The sequence below is a fragment of the Pseudonocardia sp. ICBG162 genome (genome assembly GCF_020496225.1).
GTDB classification, from domain to species: Bacteria; Actinomycetota; Actinomycetes; order Mycobacteriales; family Pseudonocardiaceae; genus Pseudonocardia; species Pseudonocardia alni.
Genome location: NZ_JAHLJD010000013.1, coordinates 848776 through 866791 on the forward strand (window position 1 = coordinate 848776; position 18016 = coordinate 866791).

The following is an 18016-nucleotide window of genomic DNA, read 5'->3' on the forward strand; positions in this document are numbered from 1 at the left end:
GATCCGGGCCCGCCACCGGCGTCCTGGACCCGGTGCCCGCACCCGCAGGCCCTGCCGAGCCGTTCCCGGGCGGGGCCGGGGCCACGCTCGCCGCCGCCGTCGCCGCCGGTGGGCTCGACCTCCCGCTGCCCGGTTCGGGGGGCGACCGCGACCCGGTGGGCGCGGCTGGCCCGGATCGCACGACGCGACCTGCCGGTCGCGCGGCTGGCCGAGGGGCACGCCGACGCCGTCGCGATCCTCGCCGACCACCACCGCTCCCCCGTCCCGGGCGCCGGCTACGGGGTCTGGGCGTCGCGGTCCGGCGGCGGGGCCCGGCTCGACGGCGGCCACGACGGGCTCCGTCTGTCGGGCACCGTGCGGTTCTGCTCGGGCACCCACCTGCTCGACCGGGCACTCGTCGTCGCCGGGTCCGGGGCCGGCACCCGGCTCGTGGACCTGGACCTGCGTGCCCCGCAGGTGGAACGGGTGACGGCCTGGCGGGCCGCCGGGATGGCCGCCAGCGACACCCACGACGTCGTCCTGCACGACGTGCCCCTGCCGGCCGAGGCCGTGGTCGGCGGACCGGACGCCTACACCGACCGCCCCGGGTTCGCCCACGGCGGCGCCGGGGTCGCCGCGCTGTGGCTGGGCGCGGCGGCCGCGATCGTCGACCACGTCGCGGCGCCGCTGCGCACGGCCGACCCGGACCCGCACCGGCTGGCCGCGCTCGGGGCGGTGCACGCCGCCGTCGCCGCCGCGGACGCCCTGCTCGCCGTCACCGCGGCCCGGATCGACGCCGACCCCGCCACCGCCCACCACGACGCGGTGGCCACCGTGCGGGCCGCGGTGGAGCGGGCGTGCCGGAGCGTGCTCGACGCCGCCCCGGAGATCGCCGGGGTCGCCGTGCTGGCCGGGTCGCCGCTGCTCACCGCACGCCTCGCGGACCTGCAGATCTACCTGCGCCAGCACCACGGCGGACGCGACCTCGCCGCCCTCGGGCGCGCCCTGGTCACCCCGGCGACCTGATGGAGCCCGTGCAGTCCCCGGACGTCTGGGAGGACGCGGCCGCGACCCTCGCCCGGCGCGGTCTCGACCCGTCGTCGTTCGGCCGCCTGGTCGTGGTGTGCGCCCACCCCGACGACGAGACCCTCGGCGCGGCCGGGCTCATGCGCGGGGTCGTCGCCGCGGGCGGCACCGTCGAGATCGTCCTGGCCAGCGACGGTGAGGCCGCCCTGCCCGAGGTCGGGACTATCGACCGGGCCGGGCTGGCCCGCACCCGCCGCGCCGAGCTCGACGCGGCGCTGGCCGAGCTGGGCGTGCCCGCGACGGTGCACCGGCTCGGGCTGCCCGACTCGGCGCTGCGCGAGGACCAGCTGGTCGGTCCGCTGACCGGGCTGCTCGCCGGCGCCGACGCGTGGGCGAGCCCGTGGCGGGACGACCCGCACCCCGACCACGCCGCGGTCGGCCGGGCCTGCCCGGCGGCGGCCCCGGTGACCGCGCACGGTTTCGGGTTCCCGATCTGGGCCCGCACCCGGATCGCGCCGACCGATCCGGGCGTGCCGTGGGACCGCGCCCACCGGCTGACGCTGTCCGCCGACGACCGGGACGCCAAGCGCCGCGCGATCGCCGCGCACGCCTCGCAGTCCGCCGTGCCGCCCGGCGGGACCCGCGCGGTCCTGTCCGCGGCGACGCTCGCCCACTTCCACGGCGGTCACGAGGTCTACTTCCGGGAGCCGCCGCCCTCGGGGGCGCCGCCGGAGCTGTTCGCCGGGCTCTACCGCGACGGCGCCGACCCCTGGGCCGTGCGCACGTCGTTCTACGAGCGGCGCAAGCGCGACGTGCTGCTGGCCTGCCTGCCGCGGGAGCGCTACGCGCTGGCCGCCGAACCTGCCTGCGGGCTCGGCGAGCTGACCCGTGACCTGGCGGCGCGCTGCGACCGGGTGGTGGCCTCCGACGTGGTCGACGAAGCCGTCGCCGCTACCACCGACGCCCTCGGCGGGACCCCGGGCGTCGAGGTCGTGGCGGCCGACGTCGACGACGACCGGGCGGTCCCCGGCGGCGTCGACCTCGTCGTCCTCGCCGAGTTCCTCTACTACCTGCCCGCCGCGCGGGTGGGCGCCGTGCTCGACCGCATCGCGGGCGCGCTGGTGCCGGGCGGCGACCTGGTGCTGGTGCACTGGCGGCAGTGGCCCGCCGAGGCGCCCGCCGACGCCGCCACCGTGCACGCGCGGGTGCTGGCCGACGACCGCTTCGACACCCTCGTCGAGCACACCGACGAGCAGTTCCTCCTGCACGTGGTCCGGCGCCGGTGAGCCGGACCGCGCGGTCGGGGACCGCACCCTCCGCCGCGGGCGTGCTCGTCCCCGCCCACGACGAGGCGGGCACCATCACCGCCTGCGTCCGGTCCGTGCTGACCGCCCTCGACCACACGCCCGGGCTCACCGCGCGGGCGCTGTGCGTGGTCGCCGACCGCTGCTCCGACGCCACCGCCGCGCTCGCCCGGGCCGCCGCCGCGACGCACCCGGCCGCGGACCGGGTGCGGGTGACGGTACTCGAACCCACCGCCGGGGTGGCCCCGCTGCCCGGCTGCCGGTCCGCGCCGCGGCCGCACGAGGTCGCCGGGCCGGTCACGATCGGCGCGGTCCGCGAGCTCGCCGCCGTCACCCTGGCCGCGCTGCTCGCCGCCGACGGCGCCGCCCCGGCGACGACCTGGCTGCTCGGCACCGACGCCGACGGCACCGTGGCCCCCGGCTGGGTCGCCGCACACCTGGCGCTGGCCGCGGCCGGCGCCGACGCCGTCGCCGGTGGGGTGGTGCTCGACGTGCCCGGGCTGCCGCGCCCGCCCGGGGAGCCCGCGCCGCCCGAGCACCCGGTGTACGGCGCGAACCTGGGCGTGCGCGCCGACGCGTGGGCCGCGGTGGGCGGGTTCCCGCCGCTGGCCTGCGGCGAGGACCACGGGCTCGTCGCCCGGCTGCGGGCCGGCGGCTACCGGGTCGTCGCGGGTGCGCCCGCGACGGTGCGGACCAGCGCCCGCACCCGCGGCCGGGCCCGTGGCGGGCTCGCCGACCTGCTGCGCGACGCCGGTGCGGCGGCCCACCCGCAGGCCGGGCCGGGTGTCGGCGCGGGCGGGACGGGGCGGCCGGTCGCCTGAACGCGGCCGCCGGGGGTCAGCGCGGAGGCTCGTCGAAGTCGTCGGGCGTGGCGGTGTCGAGGAACCGGCGGAACGCCTCCAGCTCGCCCGAGCCCGTGCCCAGCCCCTCCACCACGACCGTCGACGGGTCGACCCCGGCCACGGTCAGCACCGCGTCGGCGACCACGATGTCGGCGCCGAGCAGCAGCGCCAGGACCACCGCGTCGCTGGTGCGCGAGTCGACGCGGGTGCCGTCGTCGAGGTCGAGCTCGGCGTGGAACACCGCGTCGCGCAGGGTGTGCACGCGGACCCGGACCAGGCGGCGGCCCGCGGCGCGCAGCACGGCGCCGATCAGGCGGTGCGTACCGGGGCGGGCGCTCTGCACCCCCTCCAGCGCGGCGGCCGCGGCCAGCGCCTCGGCCTCCCCCACCGCGACGACGACGATCCGCCCCGCCCCGGACGTCTCCTCCAGCAGGACGACCCGGCTGGTCGTGGCCGCGTCGGTGCCGACGGCCTTCACCCGTACCTGCGGCATCTGCGCACATCCCGTCCTCGGCGTCGCACGGGGTACCCGCCGGGCGACGGTCCACACCCGCGCGGCGCGCGGGTCCGAACTCACCGGCCGGTACCGCGTGGACGCCGGGCGCGTGGGTACCCCGCGCGGATGACGACCCCCGACACCGCGGTGATCGACGTCGACGGCACGCTCGTCGACACGAACTACCACCACACCATCGCCTGGTCCCGCGCCCTGCGCCGGTTTGACGTCACGGTGCCGCTGTGGCGGCTGCACCGTGCGGTCGGGATGGGCGGGGACCAGCTGGTCCCCGCCGTCGCCGGTCAGGGGTTCGAGGACACCCACGGCGACGACGCCCGCGCCGCGTGGAAGGAGGAGTTCGACCCGCTGCTCGGCGAGGTCGTCGCCCTGCCCGAGGCGGCGGAGCTGCTCGTCGACCTGCGCGACGGGTTCGGGATGAAGGTGGTGCTGGCCAGCTCGGGCGATCCCGAGCACGTCGAGGCCTACCTGGACCTGTTCGGCGGAGGCGACCTCGCCGACGCCTGCCTCACCCGGTCCGACGCGCGCCGCACCAAGCCCGACCCGGACCTGGTCAAGGCGGCGGTGCGCCGGGTCGCCGGGTCGACCGCGTTCGTCCTGGGCGACTCCGAGTGGGACGTGCGCGCCGCCGCGGCCGCCGGGCACCCCGCCTACGCGGTGCGCACCGGCGGAGCGGGTGTCGACGAGCTGACCGCGGCCGGTGCCGTCGAGGTCCTCACCGACCTGGCCGCGGTGCGGCAGGCGATCCCGCGGATCCTGCGCGGCTGACCCGGCGCCGATTTCGCTGCACACCGTGCAGCGAGTTGGTAGCGTCGGCGGCGCCCCACCACGGACCGACCGACCCACCGCAGGGAGCCCCATGTCGAGTGACGCCGCCGCGCCCGGGACGACCGAGACGACCGGCTCGCCGGTCGGGCTGCGCAGCATCGTGCCCGAGGACCTGCTCGAACGGCCTCCCGGCTGCCCGTTCGACCCCGCCCCGGGGCTGGCCGCCCGCCGCGGTGGCGGCGCCGTGCAGACCGTCGAGCTGCGCAACGGGGCGCGCGCGTTCCTCGTCCTCGGTTTCGAGGAGGCCCGCGAGGTGCTGGCCGACACCCGGTTCAGCTCGGACCGCGTCCGCTACAAGGACGCCACCGCCCTGCAGCCGCACGAGGTCGCCGAGCTCGCCGCCGCGGCCGAGCGGGGCGAGCCGGTCCGGCCGGCCGACGTCGAGCGCACAGACGGCATGTTCGTCTTCATGGACCCGCCCGAGCACACCCGGATCCGCCGCCTCCTGCAGGGCCAGTTCACGGTGCGCCGGATGCGGGCGCTGACCGAGCGGATGCGGGCCATCGCCGACGAGCACATCGACGCGATGCTCGCCGCGGGCCCCGGCGCGGACCTGGTGACCGCCTACGCACTCCCGCTGCCGTCGCAGATGATCTGCGAGCTCCTGGGCGTCGACTACGCCGACCGGGCCCGGTTCCAGGAGAACACCGCGGTCGGGCTCAGCTCCGCCTCGTCCGACGCCGACCGGGCCCGCGCCCTGGGCGAGCTGTACACCTTCCTGGCCGGGCTGGTGGCGCACAAGAAGGAGAACCCGGCCGACGACCTGCTGTCCGGGCTCGTGCACGACACCGACCCGCCGCTGCCGGACAACCAGCTCGTCGACATCGCGCTCGTGCTGCTCGGGGCGGGCCACGAGACGACGGCGAACATGCTCGGGCTGGGCGCGTTCGCCCTGCTGCGCAACCCCGCGCAGCTGGCCTTCCTGCGCGAGCACCCCGACCGCGTCGACGACGCCGTCGAGGAGCTGCTGCGCCACCTCAGCATCATCCAGCTCGGCGTGAGCCGGGTCGCCACCGAGAACCTGGAGGTCGGCGGGGTCACCGTCCCGGCCGGGTCGACCGTGGTCGTCGCCGTGCCGGAGGTCAACCGCGACCCGCGCACCGTCGAGGCCGGTGACGAGCTGGACCTGTCCCGCCGGCGCGTCCCGCACCTCGCGTTCGGGCACGGGGTGCACCAGTGCATCGGCTCGCAGCTGGCCCGGGTGGAGATGCAGGTCGGCTTCGAGCGTCTGTTCACCCGGATCCCCGGGCTGCGCCTGGCCGTCGAGGCCGAGCAGGTGCCGCTGCGCAACGAGATGCTGATCTTCGGTGTGCACGCGCTGCCGGTGACCTGGGGCTGAGGACCCGCCGTCCGGAGTGCAGGATGCCCGGGGTGGACACCTCCGACCGGACCCGGCCGCCGTCGCCCGGTGTGCGTGCGCGGCGCAAGCTCGCCACCCGCGAGGGGGTGCGCTCCGCGGCGGTCCGGCTGTCGGAACGGCACGGCCTCGACGGCGTCACCGTGGAGATGATCGCGCACGAGGCCGGGGTGTCGGTGCGGACGTTCTTCAACCACTTCCCCAGCAAGGAGGACGCGGTCCTCGCCGTCGTGCGTGCCCGGGCCGCGGACCTGGTCGAGGCGTTCCGCGCCCGGCCCGCGGACGAGCCGGTGCTCGACGCGGTGCGCGAGGCCGCGCTGGGCGTGCTCGCCGGCGACGACGGGGACCCGGACACCCGGACCGCGCTCCACCTGGCCCACCACGACCCGGCGTTGCAGGCCCGGCAGATGGCGGTCCTCCTGGAGCAGGAGTCCGCGCTGGCCGCGGCGATCGCCGACCGGGCACCCGCCGGGGACGCGCAGGTCCTCGCCGCGGTCGCGCTCGCCGCGCTGCGGGTGGCCCAGGCCCGTGGCCTGGCCTCCGGCGGCCCCGACCACGCGGCCCGGCTCGCCGCGGAGATCGACTCCGCGCTGCGGCTGCTGCGCGTCGACCCGCCGGGCGGGGGCACCGAACGCTGAGGCCCCGCCGTCTCCGCGCTGGCAGCATCGTCGTCGGCGCCGCGGTCGCGCGGCCGGTCCTCCGACAGCCGCGGGAGCACCCATGTCGATCATCGCCGTCGAGGAGCACTGGACCTCCCCCGCGCTGGACGCGGCACTGGCCGCCCTGCCACCGCACCGCCGGGACCCGAGCACGGCCCTCAACGACATCGGCGACCACCTCGCGCAGCTGCACGACCTCGGCGCGGGCCGGCTCGCCGCGATGGACGCCCAGGGCGTCGACCTGCAGGTGCTCTCGGTCGCCCCGCCGTCGACCGGGCCGCTGGACCCGGCGGACGCGGTCGCGCTGTGCCGCGAGCTCAACGACACCGCCGCCGCGGCCGTCGCCGAGCACCCGCGGCGCCTGCGTGCGATGGCGACCCTGCCCACCGCGCAGCCGTCGGCGGTCGCAGCCGAGCTGGAACGCGCCGCCGACCGGGGCCTGGTCGGGGCGATGGTCTACGGCCGCAGCGGCGACATCCTGCTCGACGACCCCCGCCTCGACGACCTGTTCGCCGTCGCCGCGGCACGCGCGCTGCCAGTGTTCGTGCACCCGCAGGTCCCGCCGCCCGCCGTGCGCGACGCGTCCTACTCCGGGTTCGGCGACACCACCGACCTGGCGCTCGCGACGTTCGGGTGGGGCTGGCACGTGGAGGCCGCCGTCGCGGTGCTGCGCCTGATCGCCCGCGGCACCTTCGACCGGCACCCCGGCCTGACCGTCGTGCTCGGGCACTGGGGCGAGCTGCTGCCCTACTGGGCCGACCGCGCGAACGGCGTCGCCCGGGTCGCCGGGCTGGAGCGCTCGGTGCCCGAGTACGTGCGCGAGAACATCGTGCTCACCTGCTCGGGGATGCTCGACCCCGCGCACCTGCGGCACACGCTGGCGGTGACGACGCCCGACCGGCTGCTGTTCTCCACCGATCACCCCTTCCAGCACCCGTCGCGGGCGGAGGTCGCGGGGTTCCTCGACGAGTTCACCGCCGCCGACCGCGACCTGTTCACCGAGGGCAACGCGCGACGGCTGTTCCGCATCGAGGGACCGGTCGGCCCGGACCGGTAGCGGCGGTGGTGTCGTCCGCCACCGGTGTGTCACGCGCCGTACGGGCCCGCGCGGGGTAGGGTGGGACACGGATCAGATCTGCCGACCGTCCCGGGTGTTCCACGGCCGGGTCGTACGGCGGGTCCCGGACACCGTCGACGGCCTGTGGCGCTTCCCGCAGCCGGACCGCCGACCTCCGTGACTGCGATCCCCCACCGGCCGGTTCGTGGTGCGGAGGGGCCATCCGGCCCTTCGTCACGTCGAGCACGTCCGGCCGCGGCCCCCAACGGGACGCGGCCACGGACCGGCGCCGCAGGACGTCGACAGGAGCAGTACGTGGCGCGAGGAGGCAGGCCCCGGACCGGGGCTCGCCAGGGCACCCCCCAGCGACGTCGCCGCCCGCGCGGCAACGACGTGATGTCGGTGCTGACGGGGGCCGCACGCGAGGTGCGGACGGCCCTGCGGACCGGCCGGGTCACCCCGGCCACCCGCACCAAGTTCCAGACGGTGGCGCTGCTGCTGCGCGACGAACGGGCCCGGGTCCGCGACCGGCACGACGACGCGAAGCGGGCCGAGACCCTGCAGCGTCTCGACGAGATCGCGAAGGCACTGGCGATGGACGCGGTCCGCGACGCGGGACTGCTGGCGCTGCTCGCCGACGACGCCGTCGTCTCCGACTCGGCGCGCGCGCTCAAGCGGGAGATGCTGCGCTCGGCCGGGATCGAGGTCGACGAGCCCGAGCCGGAGCCGGAGCCCGTCGAGGTCCCGCTGGTCCCGGCGAAGCCGCAGGTCGTGCCGCAGTCCGTGGTGGCCCGGCAGATGGCGAACCCGTTCCTCGCGCCCGACTTCTCCGCCGCGCCGCCGAGCGGCCCGCGCCCGACGCCGCTGACCGGCTGGGAGCTGCTCGGCCCGCTGCTGCGCTCCTTCGAGCGCGCCGGGGCGGGTGCCCCGGCCTGCATGGAGCTGCCCGAACCCTCGACCCGTCCGGTCCCCGGCGGGCGGGAGCTGATGCCGCACCAGGCGAAGCTCGTCGCCGCCGCGGAGGACGGGCACCGCACCTTCCTGCTCGCCGACGAGCCCGGCCTGGGCAAGACCGCGCAGGCGCTGCGCGCGGCGGAGGCGGCGAACGCCTACCCGCTGCTGGTCGTCGTGCCGAACGTGGTGAAGACCAACTGGGTGCGCGAGGCCGCGCTGTGGGCGCCGCGCCGGGCCGCGACCGCGATCCAGGGCAACGGCGACTCCGTCGACGGCTTCGCCGACATCGTCGTCGTCAACTACGAGGTGCTCGACCGGCACATCGGCTGGCTGGGCGACTTCGGGTTCCGCGGGATGGTCGTCGATGAGGCGCACTTCATCAAGAACCGCACCTCGCAGCGGTCCAAGCACGTCCTGGAGATCGCCGAGAAGATCCGGGCGTTCATCCCGCGGCCGCTGCTGATGGCGCTGACCGGCACCCCGCTGATCAACGACGTCGAGGACTTCCTGGCCATCTGGCAGTTCCTCGGCTGGATCGACGCGACCAAGCCGCGCGCCCAGCTGCTCGACGCGCTGACCGCGACCGGCATGACCCCGGCCGACGGGCTGTTCGAGCGCGCCGCCCGCCAGTGCGTCGTCGACATGGGCATCGTGCGCCGTCGCAAGATCGACGTCGCCGCGGACATCCCGGCCCGGCGCATCGCCGACCTGCCCGTCGAGATCGACGGCCCGACCGGCCGGTCCATCCGGGCCGCGGAGAAGGCACTGGCCCGGCGGATGGTCGCCCGCTACACCGCCGCGCTCGCCGCCCGCCGGTCCGGCCCGACGGTCGAGGGCATCGACCACGGCCTGGTCCGCGACGTCGCGGGCTGGGAGCAGAAGGACGCCGCGGAGGCGGGCTCCGGGGACAACGTGTTCACGATGATGCGCCGCCTCGGCCGGGCCAAGGCCGGGCTGGCGGCGGACTACGCGGTGCAGATCGCGCGCAGCGCGGGCAAGGTCGTGTTCTTCGCCAAGCACGTCGACGTCATGGACGCCGCCGAGCAGACCTTCGCCAAGCAGGGCGTGCGGTACTCCTCGATCCGCGGCGACCAGACGCCGTCGGTGCGCCAGCGCAACATCGACGCGTTCGTGAACGACCCGGGCGTCGCGGTGGCGGTGTGCTCGCTGACCGCGGCGGGGGTCGGGCTGAACCTGCAGGTCGCCTCGAACATCGTGCTCGCGGAGCTGTCCTGGACCGCGGCCGAGCAGACCCAGGCGATCGACCGCAGCCACCGGATCGGACAGTCCGAACCGGTGACCGCGTGGCGGATCCTCGCCGCCCAGACGATCGACGCCCGGATCGCCGACCTGATCGACTCCAAGGCCGGCCTCGCGGCGGCGGCGCTCGACGGCGCCGACGACGTGTCCGGGTCGTCGGCCGACGTGCAGCGCGAGGCCCTGGTCGCGCTGCTCACCGAGGCGCTGGAGGCCGACCTGGCGGCGTGAGCGGCCGGGTCAGCTCGCCGGCGGCGTGTAGAACTGCAGGTCGTTGCCCTCGGTGTCGCGGAACGGGAAGATCCGTCCCCAGGAGTGCTCGCTGATGTCGCCCTGGACGTGGCCGCCGCGCTGCTTGAGGTCGTCCAGGGCCTCCTCGATGGACGTCTCCGGGTGGAAGCTGATCACGGCGCCGCCGTGGTCGGCGGTCTCCGCGGTCTCCCGGCCGTTGAGCCCGATGGTGAGGCCGCCGGCGTCGAGCTCGGTCCAGTCGTCGCTCTCCATCGTCACGGTCAGGCCGAGGACGTCCCGGTAGAACGCGGTCGCCCGCTTCATGTCGGTCACCGGTACCCAGACCGCTGCCACGTGCTTCGCCATGTCCACTCCGTTCCGCCGGCGTGCGCCGACGTGTCGCTCGACACCCTGTCCCCGGACGGCTACCCCGGGGCGGTGCGGCGAAACGACGGGCTCAGGCGGAGCCGCCGAGGTGCTCGGCGAAGTGGCGCTCCATCGCCCGGAACAGCCGGATCCGGTTCTCCGGGTTGGCGAAGCCGTGCCCCTCGTCGGTGGCGAGCAGGTACTCCACCGGCACCCCGCGCTCGCGCAGCGAGGCGACGATGTTGTCCGACTCGGCCTGCACGACGCGGGCGTCGTTGGCGCCCTGGGCGACCAGCAGCGGCGTGCGGATCCGGTCGACCATCGTGATCGGCGAGCGGGCCGCGAGGTCGGCCGCCTGCTCCGGCACGTCCGGGTCGCCCGCGTAGCGGTACCAGGCGTTGACCTGGTAGGGCCGGACGAACTCGGGCAGGGTGCGCATGAAGTTGGCCAGGTCGGAGATGCCGACGTAGTCGACGGCGGCGGCGAAGCGGTCCGGGGTGACGGTCACGCCGACCAGCGCGGCGTACCCGCCGTAGGAGCCGCCGTAGATGCCGATCCGGTCCGGGTCGGCCCAGCCCTGCCCGACGGCCCAGTCGCAGGCGTCGATCAGGTCGTCGTGCATCGCGCCCGCGAGCTCACCGATCGCGGCGGTGAGGTGGCGGCGGCCGTAGCCGGTGGAGCCCCGGAAGTTGACCTGCAGCACGGCGTACCCGCGGTTCGCGAGGAACTGGACCTCGGGGTCATGGCCCCAGGTGTCGTGCGCCCACGGCCCGCCGTGCACGACCAGGACCAGGGGCAGGCGCTCGCTGTCCTGCCGGGTCGTGCCGACGGGCAGGGTCAGGAAGCCGTGCAGCGGGAGGCCGTCGCGGGCGGTGAACGACACCGCGTCCATCGGCGCGAGGTCGGCCGGGTCGAGCTGCGGGTGACCGCGGAACAGCTCCCGGCTCTCCCCCGTAGCGTGGTCGTAGAGCCGGTACACGCCCGGCTCGCGGTCGTGGGTCCAGCCGGCGATCCAGAGCCGCCCGGACTCGTCGGAGGAGACCGACTCCAGCACGCCGTCGGACAGCGCGGACAGGGCCTCGTAGACCGGCGCGAACTCCGGGTCGAGGATCTCCAGGTGCGGCCGGTCCCCCACGTACCGGGCGGCGACGACCTCGCCGGTGGCGCGGTCGGTGAGCAGCGTCTGGGGCAGGCCGGGGCCGAGCATCCCCAGCGTGTCCAGGCTCCTCCCGTCCACCGCGGACACCACGGTCTGCTCGCCGGTCTCCCGGTCGATCCGGACCAACCGCAGGTCGTCGGAGTCCTGGTGGAGCCCCAGGAGCAGGCCGGTGCCGTCGGGGGTGACCATCTGCGGGTACACGCCGACCGGGTGCTCCGGGCCGCCGACGGTGAGCAGCAGCCGTCGCCCGCCGTCGGGGTCGACCGCGGAGAACTCGTAGTCGCCGGCCTCGGTCATGACCGAGTGGAACGCCGGGCGCCCCTCGCGGTCGGTCAGCCAGGTCTCGCGCAGCCCGGGCTGGGCCAGCTCCAGGGTGGTCTCCCCGGTCGCGAGGTCGACCCGGAACATGTCGATCGACATCGGGTCGGGGTTCATCCAGACCAGCACGGTGCCGGGGCGCTCGTGCGCCGGCTCGACCCCGAACACCCGCGAGCCCGGCGCCATCGGCGTGAGGTCGACGGCGGGCTCCCCGGGGGCGTCGAGGTCGACCCGGTACAGGTGCCAGTCCTCGTTGCCGTCGGTGTCCTGCTCGTAGAGCATCCAGCGCGGGTCGCCGGTCCAGTGGTAGCGGGAGATCCCGCGGCGGGTGTCGTGGGTGACCGCGACGGCGTCGGCGTGGGTCTCGTCGACGCCCCGGACCCAGAGGTTGCGCCGTCCGCGGTGCGACGCGAGGTAGGCGATGCGCGTCCCGTCCGGCGACAGCGACGGCCCGGCGAACTCCGGGTCGGCGAAGAAGTCCTCGAGGCTGATGCGGGTGCGGGTGGGTGTCCGGGTCATCGGTGCGTGGGTCATCGGTGCCTCCTCACGGAGCCGGGGACCGTCCCCGGTGCCTGGGGGCCATGGCACCGTCGGCCGTCGCGGCACACTCCAGCGATCGTGACCCGGGTCACCCGCCGGCGCGGGGTGCGGCGGTCTCCCGGGTCCGCTCGGGCGCGAGCCGGGCGATCGCCGCGGAGGAGCCGAGTCCGTGCAGCAGGACGCTCCCGGCCACGCACAGCACCGTCGCGATGAGGATGGTGTCGGCCGGGTCGCCGTCGGGCAGCCCGTTGAACGCCAGCAGGCCGAACACGATCGTCGTCGTGCCGCGGGGGCCGAGCAGGCCCGCGAGCAGCCGTTCGCGGGCACCCAGACCGCTGCCGACCAGGGCGAGCGCGACCGGGACGATCCGCAGCACGGTCAGCGCGAGCACGCAGAACACCAGGATCGGCAGGTCCACGGCCGAGGCGAGGTACACCCCGGCGATGCCGACGACGAACCACATCGCCGCGGTCAGGATCGCCGTCACGTCCTCCAGCAGCACGAAGTCGCGGCCCATCGCGACCGCCGCACCGCCCGCGGCGCGGACGCCGCCGTCGGTGCCGCGCAGCCGCCGGGCCAGCAGCACACGGTGCACGTACCGGAACGCGATGCCGCACACGAACGCGGCGACGAAGCCGTTCCCCCCAGGCCGAGCGCCGCGGTGTAGGTGGCGACCGGGGCGATCAGCACGACGGTCCGCCGGGACCGGTCGGTCGTCGCGCCGCGCACCGTGGCCAGCTCCAGCGCCCCGCCGAGCACGGTGCCCAGCAACAGTCCGACGACGATCGCGGTGACCGCGTGCGGCACCGCCGTGGACAGCGCGTGCCACGGACCGGAGCCCTGCGTGGCCGCACCGCCGGCCAGGGCGAGCGCGACCAGGAAGACCGGCGAGACGATGCCGTCGTTGTAGCCGCCCTCGACGTTCAGCGCGCTGCGCAGCCGGGCGGGCAGCCGCCGGTCGCGCACGACCCGCTCGCTGGAGGCGAAGTCGATCGGGACCACCACGCAGGCGAGCACCAGCAGCACCGGCCAGGGCAGCGCGGGGAACAACAGCCCACCGACGACGACGGTGGCGAGGATGCTCAGCGGCATCGCGACCAGCAGCATCCGGGCGGCGGTCCCCGGCGCGCGCCCCCACAGCCGCCCGCCGCGGACCTCGGTGGCGTCGACGAACAGCAGGACGGCCAGGATGATCTCGGCGACGCGCTGCGCGGCGGTGGTGTTCAGGACGGCCCCGACGGACCCCTCCACCGTCAGCCCGACGACCGCCCCGGCCGCCACCATCACCGCCGGGACGGCGATGTTCCAGCGCTCCAGCCGTCGCGCGGCGAGGGCACAGAGGACGGCCGCGACGGCGGCGGCCAGCAGGGTCGGGATCATCGTGTCGTCCGGGGTGTCGGCGCGGTGCGGGCCGTCCCGACGCTAGCGAGCACGGCCCCACCGTCCCGGCGGGTGTGACGCGGCGGACCCCGCCCGCCGTCGATACCCGCCACCCGGCGGGTCGGCACCCGCCCGGCGGCGGCCCCGGTCCCGCCCACGGCGGGTGCCGGTCCCCCGGGCCGCGCGGCCAGGCTCGGGGCTCCGACACCGACGGGGGCCCGCACATGACCACGACCACGACCCGACCGGCACCGGCCGGTCCCCCGGTGGCGGCGTCCGGCCCGCCGGTCCGGCGCACCCCGGTGCGGGCGGTGTCCGCGCTCGTCGTCACCGTGGCGGGGGTGGCCTGCCTGGCCGAGGTCGTCCTCGGGGCGCCGCCGGTCACCGCCGTCGACGACGCGTTCGGGCTGCTGGGCGTCCCGACCGGGCCGAGCCTGCTCGTCGGGCTCGCGTTGCTGCTGCTGGGCGCGGCGCTGCGGGCCGGCAGGCGTGCCGGGGCGGGGGTGCTGCTCGTGCTGCTGGTGGTCTCGGCGCTCGCCGGGCTCGTCCCGCCCACCGGGACGGCGGCGGTGGCCGTCCCCGCGCTGTGGGCGGCGACGCTGGTGGCGCGGCGCGCGGAGTTCGGGGCCCGGGTCGCGCCGGGCGCCCGGCGCCGCGCCGCGGTCGTGGCCGTGGCCGGGCTCGGCGCCGCGGTCGCGGCGGGCTGGCTGCTGGCCCCGGGCGCACCCGGCACCCCGGCCGGGGCGTGGCCGCGGCTGGTGTGGGTGGCCGACCGGCTCACCGGCGGCGCGTTCGAGCTGACCGCCGCGGGCGTCGACGACGGGTGGCTGCCCGCCGCGCTCGACCTGGTGGGCGGCGCGGTGCTGGTCGCGGCGCTCGCGACGTTCCTGCGCGGGGCACGGGCGCACGGCACCGCGACCGCCGGGGACGAGGAACGGGTGCGTGCGCTCGTCGCCGACCACGGGGGTGCGGACCCGCTGGCCTTCTTCGCGACGCGCCGCGACAAGCGGGTCGTGTTCTCCCCCGACGGCCGCGCGGCCGTCGCGTACCGGGTGGTCGGCGGGTCCTCGGTCGCCGCGGGCGACCCGGTCGGCGCGCCGGGACGGTGGCCCGGCGCCGTCGACGCCTGGCTCGCCGAGGCCCGCCGCTACGGGTGGCAGCCCGTGGTGCTCGCGGCCGGGGAGCAGGGTGCGGCGCTCTACCGGCGGCACGGGCTGCGGGTCCGCCGGATCGGGGACGAGGCCGTGGTCGACCTGCCGCGGCTGCTGCACACCGGGGGCCGGGAGGGCCGGATCCGCCGCGCGGTGCGCCGGCTGTCCGCCGAGGGCTGCCGGGCGACGGTCCGGCGGGTCCGCGACGTGCCGGAGGCCGAGCTGGCCGCCGTCGCCGGCCGGGCGGAGCGCTGGCGGCACGGGCCGACCGAGCGCGGGTTCTCGATGGCCTCGGGCCGGGTCGGCGACCCCGCCGACGCCGACGTCGTGCTGGTCGAGGCGACCGGGCCGGACGGCGCCCCGTGCGCGGTGCTGACGTTCGCGCCCTGGGGCACCGACGGGGTGTCGCTGGACGTGATGCGGCGGGCTCCGGGAGCGCCACCCGGCATCATGGAGTTCATGATCGGTCAGCTGGCCGCGGCCGGTCCCGCGCACGGGATCCGGCGGGCCTCGCTCAACTTCGTGCTGTTCCGCGAGTCGCTGGAGACCGGCGGGCGCCTGGGTGCCGGTCCCGTGCAGCGCGCCCGGCGGGCCGTGCTGCGGGCCGCGTCGTCGTTCGTGCAGCTGGAGTCGCTGCACCGCTTCAGCCTGACCTTCGAGCCGGAGTGGACACCGCGGCTGCTGTGCTGGTCGGGCGGCACGGCCCGGGCCGCCGTGGCCGCCGCCGCGGCGGAGGGCTTCCTGCCGCTGCCCCGGCCCGCGGTCCGCGGCCCGGGACGTCCTCCGGCCCCGGCCTGCGGTCCCGGGCCGTCGGCGCCGCGGCGTGCCTCCCACCCCGCCGTCGCGACCCGGGTCGACGACCTCGCCGCGCTGCGCCGGGAGCACGCCGGGCTGGACCGCGACGTCCGCACCGGCCGCCCGGCGACGGTCGTGGGCCGGGTGCGGGCCCGCCGCACCTTCGGCGCGCTGGCGTTCGCCACGCTGCACGCCGGTACCGGGCGGATCCAGGTGATCGTCGACGAGACCACCACCGGCGCCGACGCGCTCGCCGGGTGGAAGGCCACGGTCGGGCCCGACGACCTCGTCCTGGTCCACGGCGAGGTCGTCACCTCGCGCTCGGGTGAGCTGTCCGTGCTGGCCGGAGCCTTCACCCGGCTCGCGGGTGCGACGCACCCCGCACCCGCCGACGCACTGGCCGATGCCGCCGAGCGGGCCCTGCTCACCGCGGGCTTCGCCGCGTCGGCGGTCCCGCCGGTGCACCCGGCGCTGCCCGGTGGCGCCGGGCCCGCCCCGGACGGGATGGTCGAGCGGCTGTTCCACCTCGACCGGTCCGCCCGGCCGGTGCTGCACCTGCGGGCGTCGCTGGCCGACGCGCACGCGCTGTGGTCGGTGCTGGACCGGGTCGCCGCCGCCCTCCCCGCGGCCGGGGACCGGACCGGGGGGCCGGTACCCGTGGTGGAGACGGCGCCGCCGGTGGCGACGGAGCCGCTGGCCCGCCCCCGCGACGACGCCCCGGACACCGCCGACGCGTGGCGGGTCACCCTCGACGGCCACGAGGTCGCCGCGGCCGCCACCGGGCTGACCGACCCGGCGCTGCTCGGCGGGGCGCTCGGGACCGGCCCGGCGGCCGCGGTGTTCGACCGCGGGGTGCTGCCGTTCGCGACGGCCCGCGCCGACCTCGCGGCGCTCGCCGCCCTGCCCGCGCTCCCCGCGCTCCCCGCGCTCCCGGCGCTCCCGGCAGGGGACGACGCCCGGTGACCGTGACCCCGCTCCCGCCGCCCCCGGTGCCCGCGACGACACCGCTCGACCTGTCGCTCGTCGCCGGGACGCTGCCGCTGGTGATCTCGGTCGCCGGGGTCCTCGCGGCGGCGTTCCTGCTGTGGCCGCGCGGGCCGCGCTGGTGGCGACCGGCGCTGCTCGCGGTCGTCGTCGCGGCGGCGCTGCCCGCACTGGCCGCGTTCGTCCTGAACGACCTGTGGCGGCCGATCCCCGACCAGCTGCCCGCCCGCCTGTTCGTCTGGTCCGGGGTGGCGCTCGCGGCGCTGCTCGGCGGGGTGCTCGTGCTGCGGCGCGGCGGACGCGCCGCCCGCCTGCTGGTCGTGCCCGCGGTGCTGCTCGTTCTCGCCACCAGCGGCGTCAAGGTCAACGCGATCTACGGCTACTACCCCACTCCCCGGCAGCTGCTCGGGCTGCCCGAGGCGAACGCGCTGGACCCGGCCCGCATCCCGCCCCGCGCGGGCGGCGCGGTCACCGCGGCCCGGTGGGTGCCGCCCGCGGACCTGCCGGCCCACGGCGGCGTCGCCCGGATGGCCATCCCCGGCACCGTCTCGCGCTTCCCGGCCCGGCCCGGGGTGGTCTACCTGCCACCGGCCGCGCTGGTCCGCGGCGGGCCGAGGCTGCCGGTGCTGGTCCTGGTCGCGGGCGCACCGGGCGGCCCCGCGGACTGGCTGACCGCGGGGCGGCTCGCCGCGGTGCTCGACGAGTTCGCCGCGGCGCACCGCGGGCTCGCCCCGGTCGTCGTGGTGCCGGACGCGACCGGCGGCACCTTCGACAACCCGCTGTGCATGGACTCCCGGCGCGGCGCCGCCGAGACCTACCTGCGCCGCGACGTCCCGGACTGGATCCGGCGGACGTTCGACGTGGACCCCGACCCGCGGAGCTGGACGATCGGCGGCTTCTCCTACGGCGGGACCTGCGCGCTGCAGCTCGCCGTGCGCGCCCCCGAGGTGTACCCGGCGTTCCTCGACGTCGGCGGTCAGGACCAGCCGTCGCTGGGCACCCGGGAGGAGACGGTGGGTGCGCTGTTCGGCGGCGACGACGCCGCGTTCCGGGCCGCCGACCCGCAGGAGCTGCTGCGCACCCGTCGCTACGACGGGGTGAGCGGCACCGTCGTCGTCGGCGCGGACGAGGGCGGCGACGTGGAGCGGGCCCGGCGGCTCGCCGAGCTCGCCCGCACCTCCGGGATGGACGTGCGCTACCTGGTCCTGCCGGGCGGGCACTCCTGGGCGGTCGCGACGGCCGCGCTGCAGCTCGCGCTGCCCGGCGTCGCCGCCCGCGGTGGTCTGGTCCCCGGCCCGCCCCGATGAGCGACCGA

The 18016-nt window shown here is 77.1% G+C and carries 15 protein-coding genes; 10 read left to right on the plus strand and 5 right to left on the minus strand.

The window, feature by feature from the left end; translation table 11 throughout:
- The first annotated feature begins 108 nt into the window (after nucleotides 1–108).
- From KPL60_RS07335 to KPL60_RS07345, 3 genes are read left to right on the plus strand one after another with little or no spacing between them, the layout of a single operon-like run.
- The gene (locus tag KPL60_RS07335; protein WP_226365331.1) at nucleotides 109–1005 is read left to right on the plus strand and encodes an acyl-CoA dehydrogenase; all 897 of its coding nucleotides are present in this window, start codon (nucleotides 109–111) and stop codon (nucleotides 1003–1005) included.
- On the plus strand, nucleotides 1005–2291 hold the full coding sequence (locus KPL60_RS07340; RefSeq protein ID WP_226365332.1) for a bifunctional PIG-L family deacetylase/class I SAM-dependent methyltransferase: 1287 nt from the start codon (nucleotides 1005–1007) through the stop codon (nucleotides 2289–2291). Before KPL60_RS07335 ends, KPL60_RS07340 begins: the two co-directional genes overlap by 1 nt.
- Nucleotides 2288–3130, plus strand: a complete 843-nt coding sequence (locus tag KPL60_RS07345) for a glycosyltransferase family 2 protein (RefSeq protein WP_226365333.1) — start codon at nucleotides 2288–2290, stop codon at nucleotides 3128–3130. Before KPL60_RS07340 ends, KPL60_RS07345 begins: the two co-directional genes overlap by 4 nt.
- 16 nt (nucleotides 3131–3146) lie before the next feature.
- On the opposite strand, the gene KPL60_RS07350 is transcribed toward KPL60_RS07345, so the two are convergent.
- Nucleotides 3147–3644, minus strand: coding sequence for a bifunctional nuclease domain-containing protein (locus KPL60_RS07350; protein WP_226356861.1), 498 nt, complete (start codon nucleotides 3642–3644; stop codon nucleotides 3147–3149).
- A 129-nt stretch (nucleotides 3645–3773) separates the two neighbouring features.
- Here KPL60_RS07350 and KPL60_RS07355 point away from each other — a divergent pair, with 129 nt between their 5' ends.
- The 5 genes from KPL60_RS07355 to KPL60_RS07375 all read left to right on the plus strand — a co-directional run bounded on the left by KPL60_RS07355 (nucleotide 3774) and on the right by KPL60_RS07375 (nucleotide 10008).
- Nucleotides 3774–4433 carry an HAD family hydrolase gene (locus tag KPL60_RS07355; RefSeq protein WP_226365334.1) on the plus strand — a complete coding sequence of 220 codons (660 nt, stop codon included), beginning with the start codon at nucleotides 3774–3776 and terminating at the stop codon, nucleotides 4431–4433.
- A gap of 91 nt (nucleotides 4434–4524) precedes the next feature.
- Nucleotides 4525–5832, plus strand: coding sequence for a cytochrome P450 (locus KPL60_RS07360; RefSeq protein ID WP_226356859.1), 1308 nt, complete (start codon nucleotides 4525–4527; stop codon nucleotides 5830–5832).
- Between the two features lie 32 nt (nucleotides 5833–5864).
- Nucleotides 5865–6488 carry a TetR/AcrR family transcriptional regulator gene (locus tag KPL60_RS07365; RefSeq protein ID WP_226356858.1) on the plus strand — a complete coding sequence of 208 codons (624 nt, stop codon included), beginning with the start codon at nucleotides 5865–5867 and terminating at the stop codon, nucleotides 6486–6488.
- Between the two features lie 82 nt (nucleotides 6489–6570).
- Entirely contained in the window at nucleotides 6571–7566 is a 996-nt protein-coding gene (locus KPL60_RS07370; protein ID WP_226365335.1) for an amidohydrolase family protein, read from the plus strand.
- 396 nt (nucleotides 7567–7962) lie between these two features.
- Entirely contained in the window at nucleotides 7963–10008 is a 2046-nt protein-coding gene (locus KPL60_RS07375) for a DEAD/DEAH box helicase (RefSeq protein WP_226356856.1), read from the plus strand.
- Nucleotides 10009–10017: 9 nt separating this feature from the next.
- On the opposite strand, the gene KPL60_RS07380 is transcribed toward KPL60_RS07375, so the two are convergent.
- The 4 genes from KPL60_RS07380 to KPL60_RS07395 all read right to left on the minus strand — a co-directional run bounded on the left by KPL60_RS07380 (nucleotide 10018) and on the right by KPL60_RS07395 (nucleotide 13771).
- Nucleotides 10018–10374, minus strand: coding sequence for a VOC family protein (locus KPL60_RS07380; RefSeq protein WP_226356855.1), 357 nt, complete (start codon nucleotides 10372–10374; stop codon nucleotides 10018–10020).
- Nucleotides 10375–10465: 91 nt separating this feature from the next.
- Complete coding sequence (locus tag KPL60_RS07385; protein ID WP_226365336.1) at nucleotides 10466–12385, minus strand: alpha/beta fold hydrolase; 1920 nt, start codon at nucleotides 12383–12385, stop codon at nucleotides 10466–10468.
- A 94-nt stretch (nucleotides 12386–12479) separates the two neighbouring features.
- Nucleotides 12480–12986, minus strand: coding sequence for a cation:proton antiporter (locus KPL60_RS07390; RefSeq protein ID WP_226365337.1), 507 nt, complete (start codon nucleotides 12984–12986; stop codon nucleotides 12480–12482).
- Nucleotides 12875–13771: a cation:proton antiporter gene (locus tag KPL60_RS07395; RefSeq protein WP_226365338.1), complete on the minus strand. Its 897-nt coding sequence runs from the start codon at nucleotides 13769–13771 to the stop codon at nucleotides 12875–12877. Before KPL60_RS07395 ends, KPL60_RS07390 begins: the two co-directional genes overlap by 112 nt.
- A gap of 224 nt (nucleotides 13772–13995) precedes the next feature.
- On the opposite strand from KPL60_RS07395, the gene KPL60_RS07400 reads away from it, so the two are divergent.
- Together KPL60_RS07400 and KPL60_RS34570 are read left to right on the plus strand one after the other, a co-directional pair.
- Nucleotides 13996–16680 (plus strand): phosphatidylglycerol lysyltransferase domain-containing protein, encoded by a 2685-nt coding sequence (locus tag KPL60_RS07400; protein WP_226365339.1) that lies wholly within the window; start codon nucleotides 13996–13998, stop codon nucleotides 16678–16680.
- Nucleotides 16677–18008, plus strand: coding sequence for an alpha/beta hydrolase family protein (locus KPL60_RS34570; RefSeq protein ID WP_226356851.1), 1332 nt, complete (start codon nucleotides 16677–16679; stop codon nucleotides 18006–18008). Before KPL60_RS07400 ends, KPL60_RS34570 begins: the two co-directional genes overlap by 4 nt.
- Nucleotides 18009–18016 lie beyond the last annotated feature (8 nt).